Source organism: Nostoc sp. WHI (genome assembly GCF_015714725.1).
GTDB lineage: Bacteria > Cyanobacteriota > Cyanobacteriia > Cyanobacteriales > Nostocaceae > Nostoc.
Genome location: NZ_WBKM01000236.1, coordinates 1 through 20,260, shown reverse-complemented (window position 1 = coordinate 20,260; position 20,260 = coordinate 1). Strand labels below are relative to the sequence as shown.

24 protein-coding genes and 1 pseudogene are annotated in these 20,260 nt (G+C 41.5%); 20 read left to right on the top strand and 5 right to left on the bottom strand.

All coding sequences use genetic code 11. The features are described 5' to 3' along the window. Positions 1-9: 9 nt before the first annotated feature. The 3 genes from F8S12_RS24020 to F8S12_RS24010 all read left to right on the top strand — a co-directional run bounded on the left by F8S12_RS24020 (position 10) and on the right by F8S12_RS24010 (position 3,444). Complete coding sequence (locus F8S12_RS24020) at positions 10-858, top strand: prohibitin family protein (protein ID WP_196518827.1); 849 nt, start codon at positions 10-12, stop codon at positions 856-858. A 107-nt stretch (positions 859-965) separates the two neighbouring features. After that, entirely contained in the window at positions 966-1,385 is a 420-nt protein-coding gene (locus F8S12_RS24015; protein WP_196518826.1) for a DUF1824 family protein, read from the top strand. 127 nt (positions 1,386-1,512) lie between these two features. Next, the gene (locus tag F8S12_RS24010) at positions 1,513-3,444 is read left to right on the top strand and encodes an ABC-F family ATP-binding cassette domain-containing protein (protein WP_196518825.1); all 1,932 of its coding nucleotides are present in this window, start codon (positions 1,513-1,515) and stop codon (positions 3,442-3,444) included. A 213-nt stretch (positions 3,445-3,657) separates the two neighbouring features. On the opposite strand, the gene F8S12_RS24005 is transcribed toward F8S12_RS24010, so the two are convergent. Next, on the bottom strand, positions 3,658-4,272 hold the full coding sequence (locus F8S12_RS24005; RefSeq protein ID WP_196518824.1) for a hypothetical protein: 615 nt from the start codon (positions 4,270-4,272) through the stop codon (positions 3,658-3,660). Positions 4,273-4,712: 440 nt separating this feature from the next. Here F8S12_RS24005 and F8S12_RS24000 point away from each other — a divergent pair, with 440 nt between their 5' ends. From F8S12_RS24000 to F8S12_RS23980, 5 genes are all read left to right on the top strand, one after another. Beyond that, a complete protein-coding gene (locus F8S12_RS24000; protein ID WP_196518823.1) occupies positions 4,713-5,891 on the top strand; it encodes a zinc-dependent alcohol dehydrogenase in 1,179 nt (392 codons plus the stop codon). 170 nt (positions 5,892-6,061) lie between these two features. Continuing rightward, positions 6,062-6,235, top strand: coding sequence for a hypothetical protein (locus tag F8S12_RS40895; protein WP_230968227.1), 174 nt, complete (start codon positions 6,062-6,064; stop codon positions 6,233-6,235). A gap of 202 nt (positions 6,236-6,437) precedes the next feature. After that, complete coding sequence (locus F8S12_RS23990) at positions 6,438-7,067, top strand: hypothetical protein (protein WP_196518822.1); 630 nt, start codon at positions 6,438-6,440, stop codon at positions 7,065-7,067. A 27-nt stretch (positions 7,068-7,094) separates the two neighbouring features. Further along, entirely contained in the window at positions 7,095-7,379 is a 285-nt protein-coding gene (locus F8S12_RS23985; protein ID WP_230968226.1) for a hypothetical protein, read from the top strand. A gap of 176 nt (positions 7,380-7,555) precedes the next feature. Continuing rightward, on the top strand, positions 7,556-7,951 hold the full coding sequence (locus F8S12_RS23980; protein WP_196518820.1) for a hypothetical protein: 396 nt from the start codon (positions 7,556-7,558) through the stop codon (positions 7,949-7,951). A 101-nt stretch (positions 7,952-8,052) separates the two neighbouring features. Here F8S12_RS23980 and F8S12_RS23975 read toward each other — a convergent pair whose 3' ends face one another. Together F8S12_RS23975 and F8S12_RS23970 are read right to left on the bottom strand one after the other, a co-directional pair. After that, complete coding sequence (locus tag F8S12_RS23975; RefSeq protein WP_196518819.1) at positions 8,053-8,658, bottom strand: DUF4276 family protein; 606 nt, start codon at positions 8,656-8,658, stop codon at positions 8,053-8,055. After that, positions 8,655-9,812, bottom strand: a complete 1,158-nt coding sequence (locus F8S12_RS23970; protein ID WP_196518818.1) for an AAA family ATPase — start codon at positions 9,810-9,812, stop codon at positions 8,655-8,657. The genes F8S12_RS23975 and F8S12_RS23970 overlap by 4 nt, the downstream gene beginning before the upstream one ends. A gap of 199 nt (positions 9,813-10,011) precedes the next feature. On the opposite strand from F8S12_RS23970, the gene F8S12_RS23965 reads away from it, so the two are divergent. From F8S12_RS23965 to F8S12_RS23925, 9 genes and pseudogenes are all read left to right on the top strand, one after another. Then, positions 10,012-10,770 (top strand): ATP-binding cassette domain-containing protein, encoded by a 759-nt coding sequence (locus F8S12_RS23965; RefSeq protein WP_196518817.1) that lies wholly within the window; start codon positions 10,012-10,014, stop codon positions 10,768-10,770. Then, entirely contained in the window at positions 10,767-11,390 is a 624-nt protein-coding gene (locus F8S12_RS23960) for an ABC transporter permease (protein WP_196518816.1), read from the top strand. Before F8S12_RS23965 ends, F8S12_RS23960 begins: the two co-directional genes overlap by 4 nt. Positions 11,391-11,397: 7 nt before the next feature. Further along, the gene (locus tag F8S12_RS23955) at positions 11,398-12,297 is read left to right on the top strand and encodes a glycine betaine ABC transporter substrate-binding protein (RefSeq protein ID WP_196518815.1); all 900 of its coding nucleotides are present in this window, start codon (positions 11,398-11,400) and stop codon (positions 12,295-12,297) included. Positions 12,298-12,465: 168 nt separating this feature from the next. Beyond that, complete coding sequence (locus F8S12_RS42435) at positions 12,466-12,951, top strand: HAMP domain-containing histidine kinase (RefSeq protein ID WP_196518814.1); 486 nt, start codon at positions 12,466-12,468, stop codon at positions 12,949-12,951. An 18-nt stretch (positions 12,952-12,969) separates the two neighbouring features. Next, positions 12,970-13,200 carry a sensor histidine kinase gene (locus tag F8S12_RS42430; RefSeq protein WP_442946827.1) on the top strand — a complete coding sequence of 77 codons (231 nt, stop codon included), beginning with the start codon at positions 12,970-12,972 and terminating at the stop codon, positions 13,198-13,200. A 117-nt stretch (positions 13,201-13,317) separates the two neighbouring features. Continuing rightward, entirely contained in the window at positions 13,318-14,505 is a 1,188-nt protein-coding gene (locus F8S12_RS23940; protein ID WP_196518812.1) for a M20 family metallopeptidase, read from the top strand. Between the two features lie 129 nt (positions 14,506-14,634). Then, positions 14,635-14,814: pseudogene (locus F8S12_RS23935) on the top strand (isocitrate/isopropylmalate family dehydrogenase); the annotation flags it as partial. Between the two features lie 325 nt (positions 14,815-15,139). Then, entirely contained in the window at positions 15,140-15,256 is a 117-nt protein-coding gene (locus F8S12_RS23930; RefSeq protein WP_442946826.1) for a DUF2887 domain-containing protein, read from the top strand. 299 nt (positions 15,257-15,555) lie between these two features. Further along, a complete protein-coding gene (locus F8S12_RS23925) occupies positions 15,556-16,164 on the top strand; it encodes an EcsC family protein (protein WP_196518811.1) in 609 nt (202 codons plus the stop codon). A gap of 69 nt (positions 16,165-16,233) precedes the next feature. On the opposite strand, the gene F8S12_RS40885 is transcribed toward F8S12_RS23925, so the two are convergent. After that, positions 16,234-16,716: a hypothetical protein gene (locus tag F8S12_RS40885; RefSeq protein WP_230968225.1), complete on the bottom strand. Its 483-nt coding sequence runs from the start codon at positions 16,714-16,716 to the stop codon at positions 16,234-16,236. Continuing rightward, a complete protein-coding gene (locus tag F8S12_RS23915; protein WP_196518840.1) occupies positions 16,703-17,161 on the bottom strand; it encodes a PIN domain-containing protein in 459 nt (152 codons plus the stop codon). The genes F8S12_RS40885 and F8S12_RS23915 overlap by 14 nt, the downstream gene beginning before the upstream one ends. A gap of 59 nt (positions 17,162-17,220) precedes the next feature. Between F8S12_RS23915 and leuB the strand changes: the two genes are divergently transcribed. The 3 genes from leuB (at position 17,221) to F8S12_RS23900 (ending at position 19,796) form a co-directional block, all read left to right on the top strand. Beyond that, positions 17,221-18,309 (top strand): 3-isopropylmalate dehydrogenase, encoded by a 1,089-nt coding sequence (gene leuB / locus F8S12_RS23910; protein ID WP_196518810.1) that lies wholly within the window; start codon positions 17,221-17,223, stop codon positions 18,307-18,309. A 90-nt stretch (positions 18,310-18,399) separates the two neighbouring features. After that, entirely contained in the window at positions 18,400-18,660 is a 261-nt protein-coding gene (locus F8S12_RS23905) for a hypothetical protein (protein ID WP_196518809.1), read from the top strand. A 287-nt stretch (positions 18,661-18,947) separates the two neighbouring features. After that, positions 18,948-19,796 (top strand): prepilin peptidase, encoded by an 849-nt coding sequence (locus F8S12_RS23900; protein WP_196518839.1) that lies wholly within the window; start codon positions 18,948-18,950, stop codon positions 19,794-19,796. Positions 19,797-20,260: the final 464 nt, after the last annotated feature.

Below are 20,260 nucleotides of genomic sequence, written 5' to 3'. Positions count from 1 at the left end.
GACAGGAACTTGAAAAATCAGCAATTGGGAAATTGGCAAACCACAGTTTTTGGAATTGTGTTAGCAATACTGGTAATTATTGGACTAAGTTCCTTTATTATTATCACCCCAGGACAAGCAGCAGTGATCAGCATCTTGGGTAAAGCTAGAGATGGCGCTTTATTGGAAGGTATTCACGTAAAACCGCCTTTTATCTCAGTGATCGATGTGTATGATTTGACAGTGCAGAAATTTGAAGTTCCGGCGGAGAGTTCTACTAAGGATTTGCAAAATTTATCTGCAAGATTTGCGATTAACTTTCGCCTTGATCCCATACAGGTAGTTGAAATTAGAAGGAAACAAGGAACCTTAGAAAATATTGTATCAAAAATCATTGCACCTCAGACACAAGAAGCATTTAAAATTGCAGCAGCTAGAAGAACAGTAGAAGAAGCAATAACCAAAAGAACTGAATTGAAAGAAGATTTTGATAATGCTTTAGGCGATCGCTTAGACAAATATGGGATAATTGTGTTAGATACTAGCGTAGTTGACTTAGCGTTCTCACCAGAATTTGCCAAAGCAGTGGAAGAAAAACAAATTGCTGAACAGCGGGCGCAAAGAGCCGTTTATGTAGCACGAGAAGCTGAACAAGAGGCACAAGCAGACGTTAATCGTGCTAAAGGTAAGGCAGAATCTCAAAGACTCTTAGCAGAGACACTCAAAGCCCAAGGGGGACAGTTGGTTCTACAAAAAGAAGCAATTGAAGCTTGGAAGAGTGGCGGCGCTCAGATGCCAAAAGTCCTCGTTATGGGTGGAGACTCAAAAAGCGGCGTTCCCTTCATATTCAACCTTGGCAATGTACCAAATCAACCTTAAAGTCGAGCGAAGTCCAGGCTTTGATTCGAGTAAATAATACATAGTAAGTTGGGCTAGTCCCAACTTAAACACAACAGAAAAATCAAGATATGTAATAAACGAAGTCTATGCTAACCCCCAACAATCATCACAATCTCACTGCTGAAGAAGCGAAAAAATTACTGAATAAATTTAACTGTCTAGATATCGCGCCTATCCTCAAACCGTCCGAAAAAGCTGTAATTCGTAATGCCTTAATTTTGCTCACCAACCTTGCTGATTATCAAATTTTAGGAATTTGTGCTGATACAGCAGAAGAAGGAATACTGGCTATGAAGACCTATTCTCTGGCTTTAGGTTATGAACCACCAAATAATTTACTTACACCTGAAGGCCCGGTTTATATCAAATTGAATGGTAAAAACGGCTTGTGTTATCTTGATTCCTATGCTGGACATCATCGTGGAGTATTAATATCTTGTCAGTCTTACGACGAAAAGGGAATCAACGAAATGTATGGACATTTACCCTTAGATTTATTTGTCTAAAACTCAGCCAATGTTAGGTAAGCAACATACCTTACCTACCAACTACTCCCTTCCTCCTCTTTTCTTTCTCTGCGTCTCTGCGCCTCTGCGTGAGAAAAAAATCTCTATATTTATTTGACTAAATTCTATGAGTATCATTACACTTCAATCAGTCAAAAAAGACTTTGGCATCAAAGAAATCTTAAAAGATGCTAGCTTTAGCCTCGATGCCACCGATAAAGTTGGCTTAATTGGTACTAACGGTTCTGGTAAATCAACTCTCTTAAAAATGATAGCTGGTCTAGAATCAATTGATAGCGGTCAAATTTTAGTTAACTCTGGTTCTAAAATTATCTACCTACCCCAGCTGCCAGATTTAGATGAAAATCACACAGTTTTAGAGCAAGTTTTTGCCGACAGTGGCGAACACATGTCTTTGGTGCGTGAGTATGAAGAACTTTCAGATAAATTAGCTCACTATCCAGATGATAGCCAACTGATGTCTCGCCTTTCTGTTGTGATGCAACGGATGGATACCAGTGGTGCTTGGGAACTAGAAACTAACGCCAAAATCATCCTCACAAAATTAGGAATTTTTGACTTTGAGGCCAAAATAAGCACTTTATCTGGAGGCTATCGCAAGCGTATTGCCCTAGCATCAGCGTTGCTAGCCGAACCCGATGTTTTGCTCATGGATGAGCCGACAAACCATCTCGATGCTCTTTCTGTAGAATGGTTACAAAGTTATTTAAATCGTTATCGCGGTGCACTTTTTCTCATTACCCACGATCGCTACTTTTTAGATAAAGTTACTAATAGAATCATTGAAATAGACCGAGGCGACATTTACACTTATACAGGTAACTATTCATATTACCTCGAAAAGAAAGCCTTAGCTGAAGAATCTGCCGTAAGCAGTCAACGTAAACATCAAGGCTTGTTGCGGCGCGAGTTGGAATGGCTCAAAAAAGGGCCGAAAGCCAGAAGTACTAAGCAAAAAGCTAGAATTGACCGCGCTCATGCTCTCCGGGATACTGAATTTAAACAAGTTCAGGGTAAAGTTGATATCTCTACAGTTGGTCGTCGCATTGGCAAAAAAGTTATTGAATTAAATCAAGTTTCTAAAGCATACAACGGACGTACCCTAATTAATAATTTTACCTACGAATTTAGCCCAGAAGACCGTATCGGCATCATTGGCGCTAATGGTGCTGGTAAATCCACTTTAATGGATATGATTATTGGGCGGGTTAAGCCAGATTCCGGCATTGCAGAAATTGGTACTACAGTTCACATCGGTTATTTTGACCAACATTCTGAAGAATTGCTCACAGCCTTAAACGAAAATCAGCGCGTGATTGACTACATCAAAGAAGAAGGAGAATTTATCAAAATCACCGATGGGACTCAAATTACTGCTTCCCAAATGTTGGAGCGGTTTCTGTTTCCTGGTAATCAGCAGTACGCCCCAATTAATAAACTTTCAGGTGGAGAAAAGCGCCGATTATTTCTGTTGCGAGTTTTGATGAGTGCGCCCAATGTCTTGATATTAGATGAACCGACAAACGATTTAGATGTACAGACATTAGCAGTATTAGAGGATTATTTAGAAGATTTTGCCGGATGTGTAATTGTAGTTTCTCACGATCGCTACTTTCTTGATCGTACCATCGACACAGTATTTTCCTTTGAGGAAGGCGGTAATCTCCGGCAATATCCAGGTAATTACTCAATTTATCTGGACTATAAAAAAGCTGAAGAAGCAGCACTGCAACAAGCTGCTAATACTAAAGATAAGCCCAAAAATGTCGAAGTCCAAAATGTTGCGGCTTCGCCCAAAGGTGGAGAAAATCAAAAGCAGCGGAGATTATCTAATTGGGAAAAGCGAGAATTTGAACAGTTGGAAGGTAAAATTGCCCAGTTAGAAGCTGAGAAGGTAGAAGTTGAGAAAACACTAGCGAATGTTTCGGCGGGGAATTATAGCCAAGTACAAAAACTCTACGACCAGGTGGAAAAGCTCAAGAAAGCCATTGATGTGGCAACTGAACGCTGGTTAGAATTGGCTGAGATGGAGTCTTAATTAGTAGTGGCCTGTCTTGGCTAAAATGTTGCAAAAAAAATTGTAGGTTGGGTGGAGGCTTTGCGTAACCCAACATCCTGATATGTGTTGGGTTGCGCTCCGCTCCACCCAACCTACATCTAACGTACTATTTTAGAGGTTATAGAACTTTCAGGGTTTGAATCTGTTACTGAATTTTAGAGAGTTGGTTTTATAACGAATAACTTTTGTGTTCTAATTGCTCAGTATGCCAACTAAAATGTGAGTTAATTCAGTTAATTCTTCAGGTACCCGATATAATTTGAAGTCTTCGATTATCTGTTTTTCCTGACGGTTATATATTGCAAATCGCCAATCTTCACCAGTCGTTACAGATCCATAAAGAACTGGCAATTCTGAATCTATCCATTGATCAAGTGCAATCAACTCAACTGCTAATTGGGTAAAGCCTCTACTTAAATCTGCTTGTTTCGCTTCAATTACTAACAATCTCTTTCCTTTATTAATGTAGTAATCCAAGCTGCCTTTTAGTTGGTCACTAACACTAATGGGATACTCAATATTCAATTGAGTTTCGGCAATTTCGCAAACTTCTAGTAATATCGGTGCAATAATTGCTTGCTTGCGTGCATCCTCACTAAGTAGCTTTACACGTCGGAGGTTACGGTCAATGACTCGGTGTAATTCTGCAATTATCTCAGGAAGAAATTCTGTTTTTGGTAATTGCAACCGTTCACGTTTGTAGGAACAGCCAAGTTCAGCAAGAATATCTTCTGGAGAAAACGGAAGTTCAAAATATTTGCTGAATGTATAGCTTTGACCAGGTTGAATGATTCGAGGACGACTCATACAGCAGTTTTCGTGTGGATGGCATACACTACTCTACGATTATTTTTACTTGGTTTTGAGAATGACATCTCACTTAATGCACACTTACCTTACCTTGTCAATTGATCACATAAGTTATTTTGGCGCAAGTTTTAAGCATACAACTAAACCGAATACCTAATCAGCCTTTCAACATAGATAGGCGATCGCTACAAACACCCTTGCGCTAGAGATGATTAACCGAGTGTTTCCCTAAGATGAAATAGCATTCTTAGGAGATAAATACTATAACCCAGGCTTAAACCAAGTAAATCCACAGATGCCGCAGTTTATTCCAACTTGCCCAGATTGTCATAGCACCTGTTTGAACGAGATAATCTGCACCGCTTCAAAATGCTGATGGAAACGGGCGAGATTGCGACAACAGATCACGAATAACTTAACTTTAGGAGACTCAAGCAATGAAAGCAGTTTGTTGGCAAGGTACGAACAAGGTAGAGGTTGAAACCGTACCCGATCCCAAAATCATTAATCCGCGTGATGCGATCGTGAAAATCACCTCAACGGCGATCTGCGGCTCTGATTTGCATCTGTATAACGGCTTCAACCCCACAATGAAACCTGGCGACATCTTGGGACATGAATTCATGGGAGAGATCGTTGAATTAGGTAGTGCCGTTAAAAATAAAAAAGTTGGCGATCGCGTCGTTGTCCCCTTTACGATTTCTTGCGGCTCGTGTTTCTTCTGCAATCGGGATTTATGGTCGTTGTGCGATAACTCCAACCCTAATGCTTGGATGGCGGAAAAAATGATGGGTCATTCTCCATCGGGTCTTTTTGGCTACTCCGCTTTGACGGGAGGCTACGCAGGAGGTCAAGCGGAATATGCCCGCGTTCCCTTTGCCGATGTCGGGTTATTCAAAATCCCCGATGGACTAGCAGATGAACAAGTCCTGTTTTTCACTGATATTTTTCCCACTGGTTATATGGCAGCAGAAAATTGTGACATCCAACCAGGAGATACGGTTGCAATTTGGGGTTGCGGGCCAGTTGGGCAGTTTGCCATTAGAAGTGCCTTTATGTTGGGTGCTGGGCGCGTCATTGCAATTGATCGCGTTCCCGAACGGCTCCAGATGGCAAAAGATGGCGGAGCAGAAGTTTTGAACTTTGAAGAAATCGAGGTGGGTGAAGCCCTTAAAGAAATGACTGGGGGGCTTGGGCCCGATTCGGTGATGGATGCGGTGGGAATGGAAGCTCACGGCATGGGTTTAGAAGGCTTCTATGATAAGGCGATGCAGACGGTGCGACTGGAAACAGATCGCCCCAATGTATTGCGTCAAGCGATCGTTGCCTGTCGTAAAGGCGGCACCGTATCGGTTCCCGGTGTTTACACGGGCTTTGTAGACAAGATACCAATGGGTGCTTTTATGAACAAAGGCTTAACCATGAAAACAGGACAAACGCACGTACATCGGTATTTGCAGACACTACTTGATCGCGTTCAGAACGGCGATATTGACCCTTCGTTTGTAATTACTCACAGTCTGCCGCTAGAGCAAGCCCCGCACGGCTACGAAATCTTTAAGCACAAGAAAGACAATTGTATCAAGATTGTGCTTAAGCCAGGTCAGGCTGCTTAAAATCCACGCTCTACAAACACATGATCAACGGTAGTCCTTATTTGCCGTTGATCTGATACCAATTTGAAAAAAGAAGTTATGCGCGAGAAAAATTAGGACAGGCTGGGGGTTACATAACAGATATTTCTCGTGCTTGGGAACTAGCAGAGGCGAATTGGACTGAATCAACTTTGCCCCAAGTTGTAGGTTTGCAGTGTCGCTATGCTTTGATTACTACATCCCTGAATAGTTTGGCAGGTAATTTACCTGTAGAACTGCTAGTTGCATTAGTTAAAAACAATGTGTGGACTGCTGAACAAGGACTACCTTATGCTTTACAAAACCCATATTGGAAAGTCAACTAGCTGACAGAACTAGCCAACTATTTGCCACCAAATCTTAAAGAACTAGCACTGCAAAAAGCCCTTGCTGCTGCCAGAGAAATTCAAAATGAGAGCGATCGCAATTAGTCATAAAATCATCGGAGAAATCGTCTAAACTGTCGATGAAACATTGCCAGGGGTTATCTTTGGGAATGAGAACAATAGCGTTACCGGGCTATTAGAAATGAAATTAGATCCGAATCAGACGTACACCTTTAGTAAATACTTTGAAAGCGGATATTACTCTGAAGATTTAGCCCAAGCTTTAGGTTATTCACTAGAATACAAAGTATTTCAATTGCCGCAATACTCAAGCAAATTGGATAGGTTGATTGAATTGAGGGAAAGGATAGAAGAAGCTCTCCCTTATGTAGAGTTGACTACCGAGTTAGCCAGAAGAGAAGTAATTATTTCTAGAATAGTACTAGAGTTGATTCATTACACGAAGGCGAAGCTAAGAATAGAATTTAGCCTGAGAGTCAATAATCAACTTCAAGGTACATTAGACTATTTAATTAGAACTGCCCAACCAAGTCAACTATTAGTCATAGAAGCAAAACAAGCCGATTTAAGTAGAGGCTTTACTCAATTAGTAGCTGAAATGGTTGCACTGGATTTATGGGAGGATTCCCCAACTGTTGTAGAACAACCAATATTAACAGGTTGTGTTACTACAGGGAAGTTGTGGCAGTTTGCTTGTCTTGATAGAGTAAATAAACATTTTGAGTTAGGCATAAATAGCTATAGAGTAGTCGAAGATATTGAACAATTAATGAGAATCTTAGTAAGGTTATTGAAGGAGGAAATCGCATGATAGAACATTTGTCATCACGCTTATGGGGTGCGATCGCAGCAATTGGATTCGCCTAACCTGCGATGGCGCGGTATCTCTCGTGATGAGAGCGGTATTTCTCGTGCCGGGAGTGGTCTACCTCGTAACGGGAGCGGTATTTTTCGTGCCGAGAGTGGTCTACCTCGTGATGGGAGCGGTATCTCTCGTGACGGGAGCGGTATCTCTCGTGACGGGAGCGGTATCTCTCGTGACGGGAGCGGTATCTCTCGTGACGGGAGCGGTATCTCTCGTGACGGGAGCGGTATCTCTCGTGACGGGAGCGGTCTGCCTTAAAACTTTTATGAAACTTAGGCAATTATTTCTACAAAAGTCAACACCTAGTGTTTAAATACCGAGAAATTACTAGTATCACATGAAAAGTTTATTAGAAAAACTGTGAGTTATGCTGAACCGGAATGTGGTTTAACTGAGGCAAGCTAGTAATAGAAACATCTTAAAAGAATAAATTTATGTCTCGTCAAAAACGTACATCTCGCGTTTTAGAAAAAGCTCAGTTAAGATCCGCCGGACTTAAATCGATTGTTCCAAACATCAAATATGATGAAGATTATAGCCTGGAAAAACTCATTGAGTCAACTGATCAGTTACGCAACAAACTTGATGTTTACAATACCGCTTTGTCTCTGGTTGACTCTTCTAAAACTGAAATTGAAGAGATGGAAAAAAATTTGAGTCAGCTTTCTGAGAAGATGCTGATGGTGGTTGCTATCAAGTACGGCAAAGACAGCCGTGAATATGAAATGGCGGGTGGTGTTCGCAATAGCGATCGCGCCCGCAAAATCAGATCGAGCCGCTTGAGAAATGTTACAGAGCAAGCATTAGATGAGAATGCTAAAACTGCATAATACAAGATGACTCCTGTACAGACGCGATTGTTCGCGTCTCTCCTAACTCTTTACTTAGCAAGTTCAATATTTAACTCTAAGTGAGTAGGCAATCTGTTCAGTCATGGAATCAAATTAACTTCACAAAGAAGCAAAATAGTGTTTATGAATGCTTTTAATTCAGGACACTGACTAACTGAAATCATCAAATCTTGGTTTTTTAAAATTTTGGCTGCATCGCGTGTTTTACTATAACTGCGTTTTTTACCTAACTCAAATATTTCTTTAATATGATATGACGGAGATTTATTGTGATTTACCTGCTCAGGTAAGTCCCCTGGTGCTGACTTATTATGTCCAGCCAATCTTTGAATAGTTGGCCAGTATGGTAATAGCCAAGCTTCAAAATCATACTGCGCTGCATGGGGATAAAAATTAGAGTTATTCGCCACCCACATTTTCATTTTATCTTTAGCATCTGCTGCATCTTTAAAATCATCGGTTCCTGTATAAACATCTGTTAATGCAATTACAGCATCGAAAGCATCTCTCCCCGTCAATAAATTCTCAACCTTGCGCCTGAGTCTTTCTTCTTTGGGAATCCGACCATCATCTGGTATAAACTGAAGTCTGGGCATTTGTTGTTGCAAGCGCAACTTGAGAAAATCTAATAAAATCTGCTTAAATGCCGTTTCTGTTGCACCCTCAACTAAAATCGCTATTTTCATGGACGACCACCTATTAAGTTCATTGCCCAAATTTGATCTAAACTATAATCTACTAGCCATTTTTCTAAATCAAAAGAATCACCCCAATTCATGGTAGTTAGTCCATCTTCAACGTCACAAACTAACACTTCTTTTGGTTTTAAAAATCGGATTAATCTATCTGAATGGGTGGACACAATTAGCTGAGTTCGTTGGCTAGCTTCTCGCATTAAATCAGCTAGTAATTGCAATAATTCTGGATGCAAACTAACTTCTGGTTCATCTATGAGAGTTACAGCAGTTAAATCTGGACTTTGGAGCAGTGTGACTAACCAGAGAAACCGCAAAGTCCCCTCTGATAGTTCGTGCGTATAAAGGGGCTTAGAAAAATTTTTATCTTTCCATGTCATTGCTAAAGTTCCTGCTGCTACTGGCGGAAACGATAAACGCTCAAAATCTGGAAATGCAGCAGTAAGGGTATCTTCGATAATTTCAAATCGCTCTGAGCCAGTTTCACGCAAATAATAAAGGCAGGAAACTAAATCTTCTCCATTAGAACCTGGTAAGGTAACTGGACGCATTGATTGTGGTAAACGAACTGGACTTTTAGAAGCAACATTTAATGCTCCATAAAAGGTGCAGGAAGCTAATCTTTTTCGCAAAGTCTCTGGCTCTTGGTACATTTTTGGAACTTGAGCAAGAGAAGTTTCTAAGGGATTATGATCCCAATTTGGACGCAATAACTTTTGCTCCTCTGAACTGAAATACTTAACATCCAAACCACGAGAGTCAATGTGCTTGAAGGCTGACGTGGCATTAGGATTATTCTGTTGAGTCAGTGTCTCTAAAGCAATTTCATATGACAAACCTGACAAACCTTTAGTAGCAACTTTGAGATAGTAGTCGAGTGGTGCATGGTCTGCAACATTCATTGACAAGGAAATCGCTAAACTATTAGCCAGATCACGAGTCATAATCTCATTCAGACCACTTAAATCTGAAATTTTTGGCTCTAACTGACCTTTTGCGGATGCTGCTAAGAGTAAAAAAATCTCCAAAAGGGAAGTTTTACCTACACCGTTAGCACCAATCATCACAGTCAGAGGTCGCATATTGATTTGTACATCATACAGGCGACGATATCCTTCAATTTTTATACTTTCAAACGAGTTCATAATATAGTTATTGCCAACTGTTAGACCTATTGCTTTTTACTTTCCGCACTTTCTGATCTTCCCCTAGTGTAAAGCCTTAAGACAATTCTTAGCAGTGTCTACAAAATCTGAATAGAGCAAAGCAAGGGTTAGCATAATAGCAAAATCAGCAGATAATACATATAGCCAGTAATTAGCTAGCGTCCATCAAAAGCCACTCATGCCGCAAAATAACCAAACCGCCGTCGAATTCCGCGATGTCACCTTTAGCCGCAATCATCGCCCATTGGTATCAAATCTCAATTTCACCATCCAGCAGGGAGAAGCGCTAGTATTACTTGGACGCAGTGGAAGCGGCAAAACTACAACAATGAAGTTAATTAATCGCCTATTCACACCCACACAAGGCGAAGTTTTATTTAATGGCATTCCTACAACTCAATGGGATGAAATTAAACTGCGGCGAAAAATTGGTTACGTAATTCAAGAAATTGGTTTATTTCCTCATTTCACTGTAGAACGCAATGTGGGTTTAGTTCCTGCCTTAGAAGGTTGGCAACCCAAACAAATTAAAACGCGGGTTTATGAATTGTTGCAATTGGTAGGCTTAGAACCAGCACAATTCGCCGGGCGTTACCCGCATGAACTTTCAGGAGGACAAAGGCAAAGAGTCGGTGTAGCCAGGGCTTTAGCGGCAGATCCGCCAGTATTGTTGATGGATGAACCCTTTGGTGCACTCGATCCGATTACGCGTCTAGAACTTCAACAAGAGTTTCGGCATTTGCAACAAGAATTAGGTAAGACAGTAGTTTTCGTCACCCACGATATTCAAGAAGCCTTTGTGTTGGCATCAAGAATTGGTTTAATGTCTGGCGGAGAATTGGTAGTATTGGGGACAACAGATGAATTTATGCGATCGCAACATCCAGAAAGCCTAGCCTTTCTCCAATGTCTGCGTTCCCCCAAAAACACTTTATGAAAGATTTCTTCCTCGTTAAGTATGCTCCAGAAATCCTTCAGCATACTCTAGAACATTTATTTTTGGTGAGTATTGCTATCAGTATTGCCATATTTGTAGGCATTCCACTAGGTATTTTGATTACACGCAAAACCTACCTTCGCCAACCAATTCTTGGTATAGCAAATATTTTGCAAACTATACCTAGTTTGGCACTGTTTGGCTTACTCATCCCCATTGCCGGCATAGGTGTATTACCAGCAATTATTGCCTTGACTTTATATTCTTTTTTACCAATAATTCGCAACACCTACACAGGGATCACTAGTGTAGATCCAGCGATTCGAGAAGCAGGGAAAGGAATGGGGATGACAGATACACAATTACTGCTACAAGTTGAGATGCCCTTGGCAATGGGAGTGATTTTAGCAGGAGTACGAGTAGCAACTGTAATTGCCATTGGCATTGCAACGATCGCAGCTGCAATTGGTGCTGGTGGTTTGGGAGTGTTTATTTTTCGCGGCATATCAGTAGTGAATGATCAGTTAATTTTAGCCGGGGCGTTTCCGGCGGCAGTAATTGCATTACTAGCTGACTTAATAATTGGCTGGATAGAGAATAAACTAAAAGTTAAAAATTAAGCAAGTCATGAAAAGATTTTTGGCATTTTGCTTTTTAAGTTTTGCTTTGTTACTGATAATCACTGGCTGCACATCAAATGTAAGTAGTAGCAGTGGTGGTAATATTATTGTTGCTTCCAAAGATTTTACTGAACAAGATATTTTAGGAGAACTTTTAGCACAGCAAATCGAGGCGACAACTAATTTAAAAGTAGATCGTCGTCCTCGTTTGGGTGGTTCTTTTATTTGTCATAGTGCTATTACTTCCGGTAAAATTGATGCCTATATTGAATATACAGGGACAGCTTTTACTGGAATTTTAAAACAAAAAGCAGTAAGCGATCCTAAAGAAGTTTACGAGAAGCTAAAACAAATATATGCTCAGGAATTCAATTTGGAAGTAATGCCATCTTTGGGTTTTGAAAACACTTTTGCAATGATTATTCGCGGTGAAGACGCTAAACGCTACAACATTCAAACTCTCTCCCAAGTTAGTCAATATACACCACAGTGGCGCGGCGGTTTTGGCTATGAATTTTTGGAGCGTGAAGATGGTTTTCCGGGATTAGCTAAAACTTATAACTTACGCTTTACCAAACCCCCTCAAATTATGGACTTGGGTTTAGTATATCGGGCGCTGATTCAAAAACAGGTGGATATGGTGGCGGGTAGTTCTACAGATGGTCAGATTTCTCGCTTGGGTGTAATGGTGTTAAAAGATGATAAACAGTATTTTCCTCCTTATGAAGCAGCACCGATTTTTCGTCAAGAAATTTTAGAGAAATATCCAGAATTAAGAAAAGCGATCGCACAACTTGCTGGAAAGATTTCGGCAGATGAAATGCGACAGTTAAACTATTTAGTTGAAGGGGAATTACGTAATATAAAAGATGTTGTTCAGGAGTTTCGGAAATCGAAGGGATTGTAAAACAATAGTCTGGTTCAATACCCCTAAACTCTGGCAGAGAGCATCCCACCTTTGCAAATATACCTAGCGATTTGATCCCCCCTAACCCCCAGGGCTGTTTCGTTCCACAAGAGCAAGAAGTTTGTCAATATCATTAGAGAGAAATCTTTGAGCAATTGTGATAGAAAGATGACCATTTCGACGGAGTATATTAATGGCAGCAATGATACAGAGGTGCAAGCGCTAGCTGAGGAAATCGATCTGGAGTTTCTGATGGAGGATTTACAGAAGATGCTAGCTTCTATAAAAATGGGGACTGACCGGATTCGGAACATTGTGCTATCACTGCGGAACTTTTCTCGTATAGATGAAGCAGAATTCAAAGCAGTTGACCTTCATGATGGAATTAAAAGTACACTGTTGATTTTGCAGCACCGTCTGAAAGAAAAACCAGAACGTCCAGCGATTGTAGTGATTCGGGATTATGGTAACTTGCCCCAAGTAGAATGCTATCCTGGACAACTCAATCAAGTCTTGATGAATATTCTGGTGAATGCGATCGATGCCTTAGAGGAAGCAAACGCCAATCGCACCGATCAGGAAATAGAGGCAAATCCCAGTCAGATTAGTATCCACACCTCAATGAGCAATTCGCAGTCGGTGGAAATTGCGTAGGTGTAGCCCGTCGTAGACATCGCTGATAATGCAGGAGGAATGCCAGAACAGATTAAAAATCGGATCTTCAATCCTTTCTTCACTACCAAACCTGTAGGCAAAGGAACAGGCATGGGTATGGCAATCAGCTATCAAATTATCACCGAAAAACATGATGGCAAATTGGAATGTTTTTCTACTCTTGGTAAAGGAAGTCAGATTGTAATTCAATTGCCTATAGGACAGCAGGCAGATGGAAAGGTTCGTTGAATTCACGTTAAAGTATTATCTCCTCCACTTCTTTTCAACTATCTTTGTATAGAAAAAGCATTTTGTTTGTTAACATTTTTTTATCATGGGAAAAAAGCTTGTAAATTAATTGAATCGATGCTTACCCGTATTAAAGACTTAGCAGCAAATCTAGCGCCCCGCTTAATTGATATTCGCCGCCACATCCATTCTCACCCAGAACTCAGTGGTCAGGAGTACCAAACAGCAGCCTTCGTAGCAGGTGTTTTATCTTCCAGTGGTCTGCATGTGCGAGAAGGAGTTGGCAAAACAGGTGTAATTGGAGAACTGCAAAGCACTAGCCAAAATGACCGTTTATTGGCAATTCGCACCGATATGGATGCCTTGCCAATTCAAGAACGTACCGATTTGGAATACGCTTCTCGCGCAGATGGTGTTATGCACGCTTGTGGTCACGATGTCCACGCCACAGTGGGGTTAGGAACAGCGATGATACTGTCCCAAGTGGCAGAAGAGTTGGGTGGTAAAGTGCGGTTTTTATTTCAGCCAGCCGAGGAAATTGCCCAAGGGGCAAGCTGGATGGTGAAAGATGGGGCGATGGAAAACGTCTCGGCTTTATTAGGGGTTCATGTTTTTCCTTCTATACCCGCAGGTTCGATTGGTGTGCGTTATGGGGCATTGACAGCCGCCGCTGATGATTTAGAGATTCTGATTATGGGAGAATCTGGACATGGGGCGCGTCCCCATGAGGCGATTGATGCGATTTGGATTGCTTCCCAAGTGATTACGGGACTGCAACAAGCCATCAGCCGGACGCAGAATCCCTTGCGTCCTGTAGTCTTGAGCATAGGGAAAATTAATGGTGGCAGAGCGGCGAATATAATAGCTGATAAAGTGCAGTTATTGGGAACCGTGCGATCGCTCCATCCTGAAACCCGTAACCAACTGCCGAACTGGATTGAAAATATTGTAGCTAATGTTTGCCGTGCTTACGGGGCAAGCTATCAAGTCAATTATCGCCCAGGAGTACCCAGTGTCCAAAATGATTATGCTCTGACACAATTATTGCAATCAGCCGCAGAAGAAGCTTGGACTAGCGATCGCGTTCAAGTTTTACCCGAACCCTCCCTTGGTGCTGAAGATTTTTCTATCTATTTGGAACACGCCCCCGGTTCCATGTTTCGCTTAGGTGTAGGCTACAAAGAAAGACTTATTAACCACCCATTACACCATCCCCAATTTGAAGTTGATGAATCTGCTATTATCACCGGGGTTGTGACTATGGCTTATGCCGCTTATAAATATTGCCAATCACCCCAAAGCTAATAACAATTTTAAATTAAAAAGAGTTTCAGATGGTGATTTAAACTTCATAAGTCTAAATTAAAAACTCCATCGGTACATTTTGCTGGGTATGATATTTTATCTGCAAGCATTTACCCAGTAAAACTAGCTATGACCCAAAACTACCGCATTACTCTACTCCCCGGCGATGGCATTGGCCCTGAAATTATGGCAGTGGCGGTAGATGTGCTGAAAGTCGTAGGGAAGCAATTTGATCTGAAGTTTGAATTCCAAGAAGCCCTCATCGGTGGTGCAGCAATTGACGCGACAGGGGAACCCCTACCATCTGCCATATCTACTTTTTAATTAGTATTTTGCTATTTAGAAAATATTTGCAAATGAAACCTTGCTTTAGTGTCAAGTTATTTCCGAGCCTCTCTAGGACAAATGCGACTTCCTTGGGATGAGTGGGAAGCCAATAATGGAGAAATAGAAAAAGTAGCGGAAAAATTTATTTTTGCTAACTGTTATAACCCGCAGTTTGTCGGTAGCGTACTACAAAAGTAAGGGGAGGATGAGGAGGAAGCGCAGTGCCAAGTATCGGAAATCCAGAACCCGCAAGGCTTAGTAGAAAGGGAGGTGTTAACAAATCTTTTGAAAAATCTGTAAGCCTTATATGTTACATTCTACAAGTCTTGACGCGAGAAGAACAGATAGTATCTTTTATCGGATCTTTCAAAGTATCCCCAGCACTTTCTTTGAACTGATTAACCAACCGCCGCAACTAGAGTAAGCTCATCTCAAATGCTATTCACAAGCGGGTTTAGAGACATCATCATGTTGGAAAAAGTAAGCAGCAAGAATCGGCTTGTGATTAATAGTTAACCTAACCTTTTTCTACAGCTTTTGTCAGGCTGGTTTCAGAAATTGAAACTGGCTTTATGTAAAGTCGTTTTGTGTAATGGGAATTATTTACACTACATTTACACAATTTTATCAAAGCTTTAAATGATACTAATATTTAACTTTTGCTACGGGGAATACTAAAGCTAGAAATCTCTAGGTCTTTTTAGTTAATCAGGTAAAAATTGTATGGATTTTGAATCGTTTATGAATATGCCTGCTATCGGGCAAGCTATTGCTTATGCTATTGAAGATGGTAGGCAATGGGGACTATGTTTTGCCAACAATTTTTATTGGGTAGGTAATAGAGATAATATTGCAAACCTGATGATATTAGAGTCAACCGTTTGGTCGGTAGGCAACGGTATTTTCAGTGGATTCATCGGACTAGCAGGAATACCCACTGATATTACGATTACTTTATATTCCAATGTGAAACTAGCATCAGCTCTTTTTGCCCTTTATGGGATTGATACAAGAAGCGAATCTGCACGAGTAATAGTTTTAGCAGCTGCGGCTGGCGTCAGTTTAGCTGAACTAGGTAATCAATTAGGAACTCAAGTAGGATCACAAGCTATTCAAAAAACTTTGATGTCTATTCCTGGTAAAACTTTTGCTGAGATAAACAAAGCTTTGGGAATTAAGTTAATTTCCAAAGCAGGCGAGAAAACTTTAGTCAACGTAGCAACAATGATGCCTTTTATAGGGTCTGCGGTTGGTGGTACGGTAAATGGGGTAATGATGAATGCTTGTGGACATTCGGTGATTGCCTTCATCAAGGTTTGGAAAAGATCATAAAGCAAGGCGGCATTTGTAGCGATTATCTGATTTGTTTAGTCTAAGCGATCGCTACCACATAAAACTTTTCTACTTTTCGCCCTTCTCCTGCTGTTCTTGCCGCATTTCCTTAATTTCAGCAACGATTTCTTCAATAGTAGGATTTCCCAAAATTTTATCCCTATCTCGCGTATAATCTCCACTACCCATCTCAAATTGCTGCATAAATCGCGCCATTCCAGCAGGTCTAAGAGCCTTGGTCAGAGCTTCTATTCCCAGTCGCCTAATCTCAGCTTGAGTAAGTTTAGTTACATCTAGCATTTTCATATTTGTAACTTTGGGCAGAACATCTGAACTTTCAACCTGCGAGATCCGCCTTTCTTGGATTCGGGCAAATATTTCCTCAATAGTAGGATTTCCCAATATTTCATCCCTATCTCGCGTGTAATCACCACTGCCCATATCAAATTGATGCATAAATAGCCCCATTCCTGCTGGGCCAAGAGCTAAACTCAGCGTATCTATTCCTAATTGCTGAATTTGAGTTTGAGTCAACTTACTAACATCTATCATTTGCAACCTCTCTGAGCCACTGAAGCGGGTTTTCTACTCTCACTTGTAGCAAGTCTTTGTGCCTTGCAGCCAAACGTAACATTCTGTCATCAGTTGTGAGCAAAACATCGACATTGCTAACTTCTGCACAGGCAATATGCAACGCATCGTAGTCTTTAAAGCCCATTTGGGTAAGTTCCGCACCACGAAACGCGATTTGTTGAGTTATATTCACTTTACTAATTGCTAAAGCAGCCCAAATCTGCATCTGCCGTTTTCTTGCTCCTTCAGGAGTGTTCCGAAGCTCATCATCAAAGGTTTCGCTTCCTTGCAACCGCCAATCACCCATTTGAACAATAGCCAAAATACGAAGCACCGCCTCAGCTTCTAAAAAAATCCGTTCTTGTGTCTGGTCATCAAAAGGGCGATTCAGACAACATACATCTAAATAAATTAAAAACTCCATCGGTACATTTTGCTGGGTATGATATTTAATCTGCAAGCATTTACCCAGTAAAACCAGCTATGACCCAGAACTACCGCATTACTCTACTCCCCGGCGATGGCATTGGCCCTGAAATTATGGCAGTGGCGGTAGATGTGCTGAAAGTCGTAGGAAAGCAATTTGATCTGAAGTTTGAATTCCAAGAAGCCTTAATCGGTGGTGCAGCAATTGACGCCACAGGGGAACCTCTACCATCTGCCACTCTAGAAACCTGCCGTAACAGTGATGCTGTGTTACTCGCTGCTATTGGTGGTTATAAGTGGGATTCCTTGCCATCCAATTTACGCCCAGAAGCAGGTTTGTTGGGGCTACGTGCAGGTTTGGGATTATTTGCTAATTTGCGCCCAGCGAAAATCTTACCGCAGCTAATTGATGCCTCGACTTTAAAACGTGAAGTTGTGGAAGGCGTGGATATTATGGTGGTGCGTGAACTTACTGGCGGGATTTACTTCGGTAAACCTAAAGGGATTTTTGCCACGGAAACTGCTGAAAAACGCGGTGTAAATACAATGGTTTACACAGAGTCAGAAATTGAACGCATTGGGCGGGTGGCTTTTGAGGCGGCTAGAAAACGCGGCAAAAAACTCTGTTCGGTAGATAAGGCGAATGTATTAGAAGTATCTCAGTTGTGGCGCGATCGCATCATCCAACTTTCTGAAGAATATCCAGATATCGAACTCTCTCATCTATATATAGATAATGCTGCTATGCAACTGGTACGCTCTCCCAAGCAGTTCGACACCATAGTTACAGGCAATTTGTTTGGTGATATTCTCTCTGATGCTGCTGCCATGCTCACGGGTAGTATTGGAATGTTACCCTCAGCTAGTTTAGGTGCTTCTGGGCCTGGTGTGTTTGAACCCGTTCATGGTTCCGCCCCAGATATCGCCGGGCTTGATAAAGCTAATCCTCTAGCACAGGTTTTGAGTGCCGCGATGATGTTACATTACGGTTTAAATCAGCCAAAAGTGGCAGCCCATATTGAACAAGCCGTATTACAAGTTTTAGAACAAGGCGATCGCACAGGGGATATAATTTCTCCAGGAAAAAATCTTTTAGGTTGCCGCGCTATGGGCAATGCACTGATTAGAGCGATTGAAGCACAATAATTTAATAGTGCAACCTGGGCAATTTGGCAACCTTTGTTATAAGTTTCGAGTAGACTATAGAGAAATCTAGCAATCAAATAACAGTCGATAGTGTACGCATTACGACAAGAACAAGCGAATTTTATCGCCCCAAAAAAACAACCGCCTTTGATTGATCCCGCCGTAATCAGAGCCGCTGGGCAGATTTACTATACTCACTGTGAAGTTCATCCCGAAATAGCTGGGCAACCTTCCGGTGTAGCAATTAATCGTGTGACTCATCGAGGTAAGGTTATTTTTACTAACCAACCAGTTCTCTTACCTCAAGAATGTTTTGTGCCGTTGAGTCAAATTGAATCGCACATGTATTAGTCATTCAATTTTAGATTTTAGATTTTAGATTTTAGATTTTAGACTTCGGCGTGGCACTTCGGCTTCCCTCAGTACGAAGACGTTACTTCGACCTTTCTCTGCGAGACGCGGCGCGTGGCTTGCTTCCCCGTAGGGGTACGGCAAGCTCAGGGCAGGCAAAGGCTCAGTACAAGTCAGTCGAACTATTTTTCTTTCAATCCAAAATCCTAAATTCAAAATCTAAAGTTGGCACAGTCACCAGTCAGGAGTCAATATTGATTAACTCTCGACAAAGGACAAATGGCTGTATGGACATTTTGTTCGCCGTTCCGGCGAGTATCATTGTCTTTGCTTTGGGTGCATCTATTGGCAGTTTTATCAATGTTGTTGTTTATCGGCTACCTGCTGGGTTGTCAATTCTTTGGCCGCCTTCTCGTTGTCCTAAATGCTTCAACCAGCTAAAAGCCTACGACAATGTACCAATATTCGGCTGGATTTCGCTAAAAGGGCGGTGTCGATATTGCAAAAGCAAAATTTCTGTCCGTTATCCTGTGGTAGAAGGGGTAACGGGCATAATTTTTTTACTGGTTTTTTTGGTATTTCAAGTTTCGATTTTAACAATAGGCTATTGGGCTTTTTGTAGTTGGTTATTGGCACTATCGCTCATCGACCTAGATACAATGACCTTACCCAATCCCCTTACTCAGTCTGGTTTGGTGGTGGGAATTTTATTTCAAATGGTGGTTGGTTTTTTACCAGAGGCTAGTTCTGTGGCGTTGGTAAATCACTTGATGATGGCGATAGTCAGTACAGTATTGGGCTTATGGCTGTTTGATGCGATCGCAATATTGGGTTCCATTGCCTTTGGGAAAGCTGCAATGGGTGCAGGTGACGCCAAGTTAGCAGCCATGATGGGAGCTTGGTTGGGATGGAAGTATTTGCTATTGGCTAGTTTTATTGCCTGTGCGCTGGGAGCGTTAGTAGGTAGCGGCGTTATTATACGTAGACGTAAAGCGGTGAGTCAACAGATAGCGCGACAAAGATTAGGACAAAAGATGCCTTTTGGCCCTTTTCTGGCTTTAGGATCTGTGATTACTCTGTTTAGCGGCGAAGCCATTTTGTCCAGCTACCTGCGGTTATTTTTTCCAGCATCTTGAAATAGGGAGTGGGGAGTAGGGGAGCAGGGGAGCAGGGAGCAGGGAGCAGGGGGAATGAACTAACGCCCAATGCCCAATGCCCTGATATAAGAAATTTTAATAATTCGTGACTGTAACCAGCATTACCTCATCTGCCCTTCATATTTTGATAATATTTAGCTTGTGACTTGTATTACCCTCTTAACGATGATTACCCGTTGGCAAGCACAACTAATGCAACAGATGCTGATTGCTTATGACCTAGCAACACGAATAATTGATTTGGGTAGGAGGGCGAGAGCATCTTATTTGGAGGTTGGTATTTTTATGGCTTTGTCAAAAACAAGGGTGTTGGGTGTAGGGGGTAGGGGGTAGGAAATAAATCAGGGTGTAGGGGGTAGGGTGTTGGGTGTGGGGTAGGAAATAAATCAGGGTGTACTTGGGTGTACATAAATAAGAGAGTTTTTTCTTTTGACCCTACACCC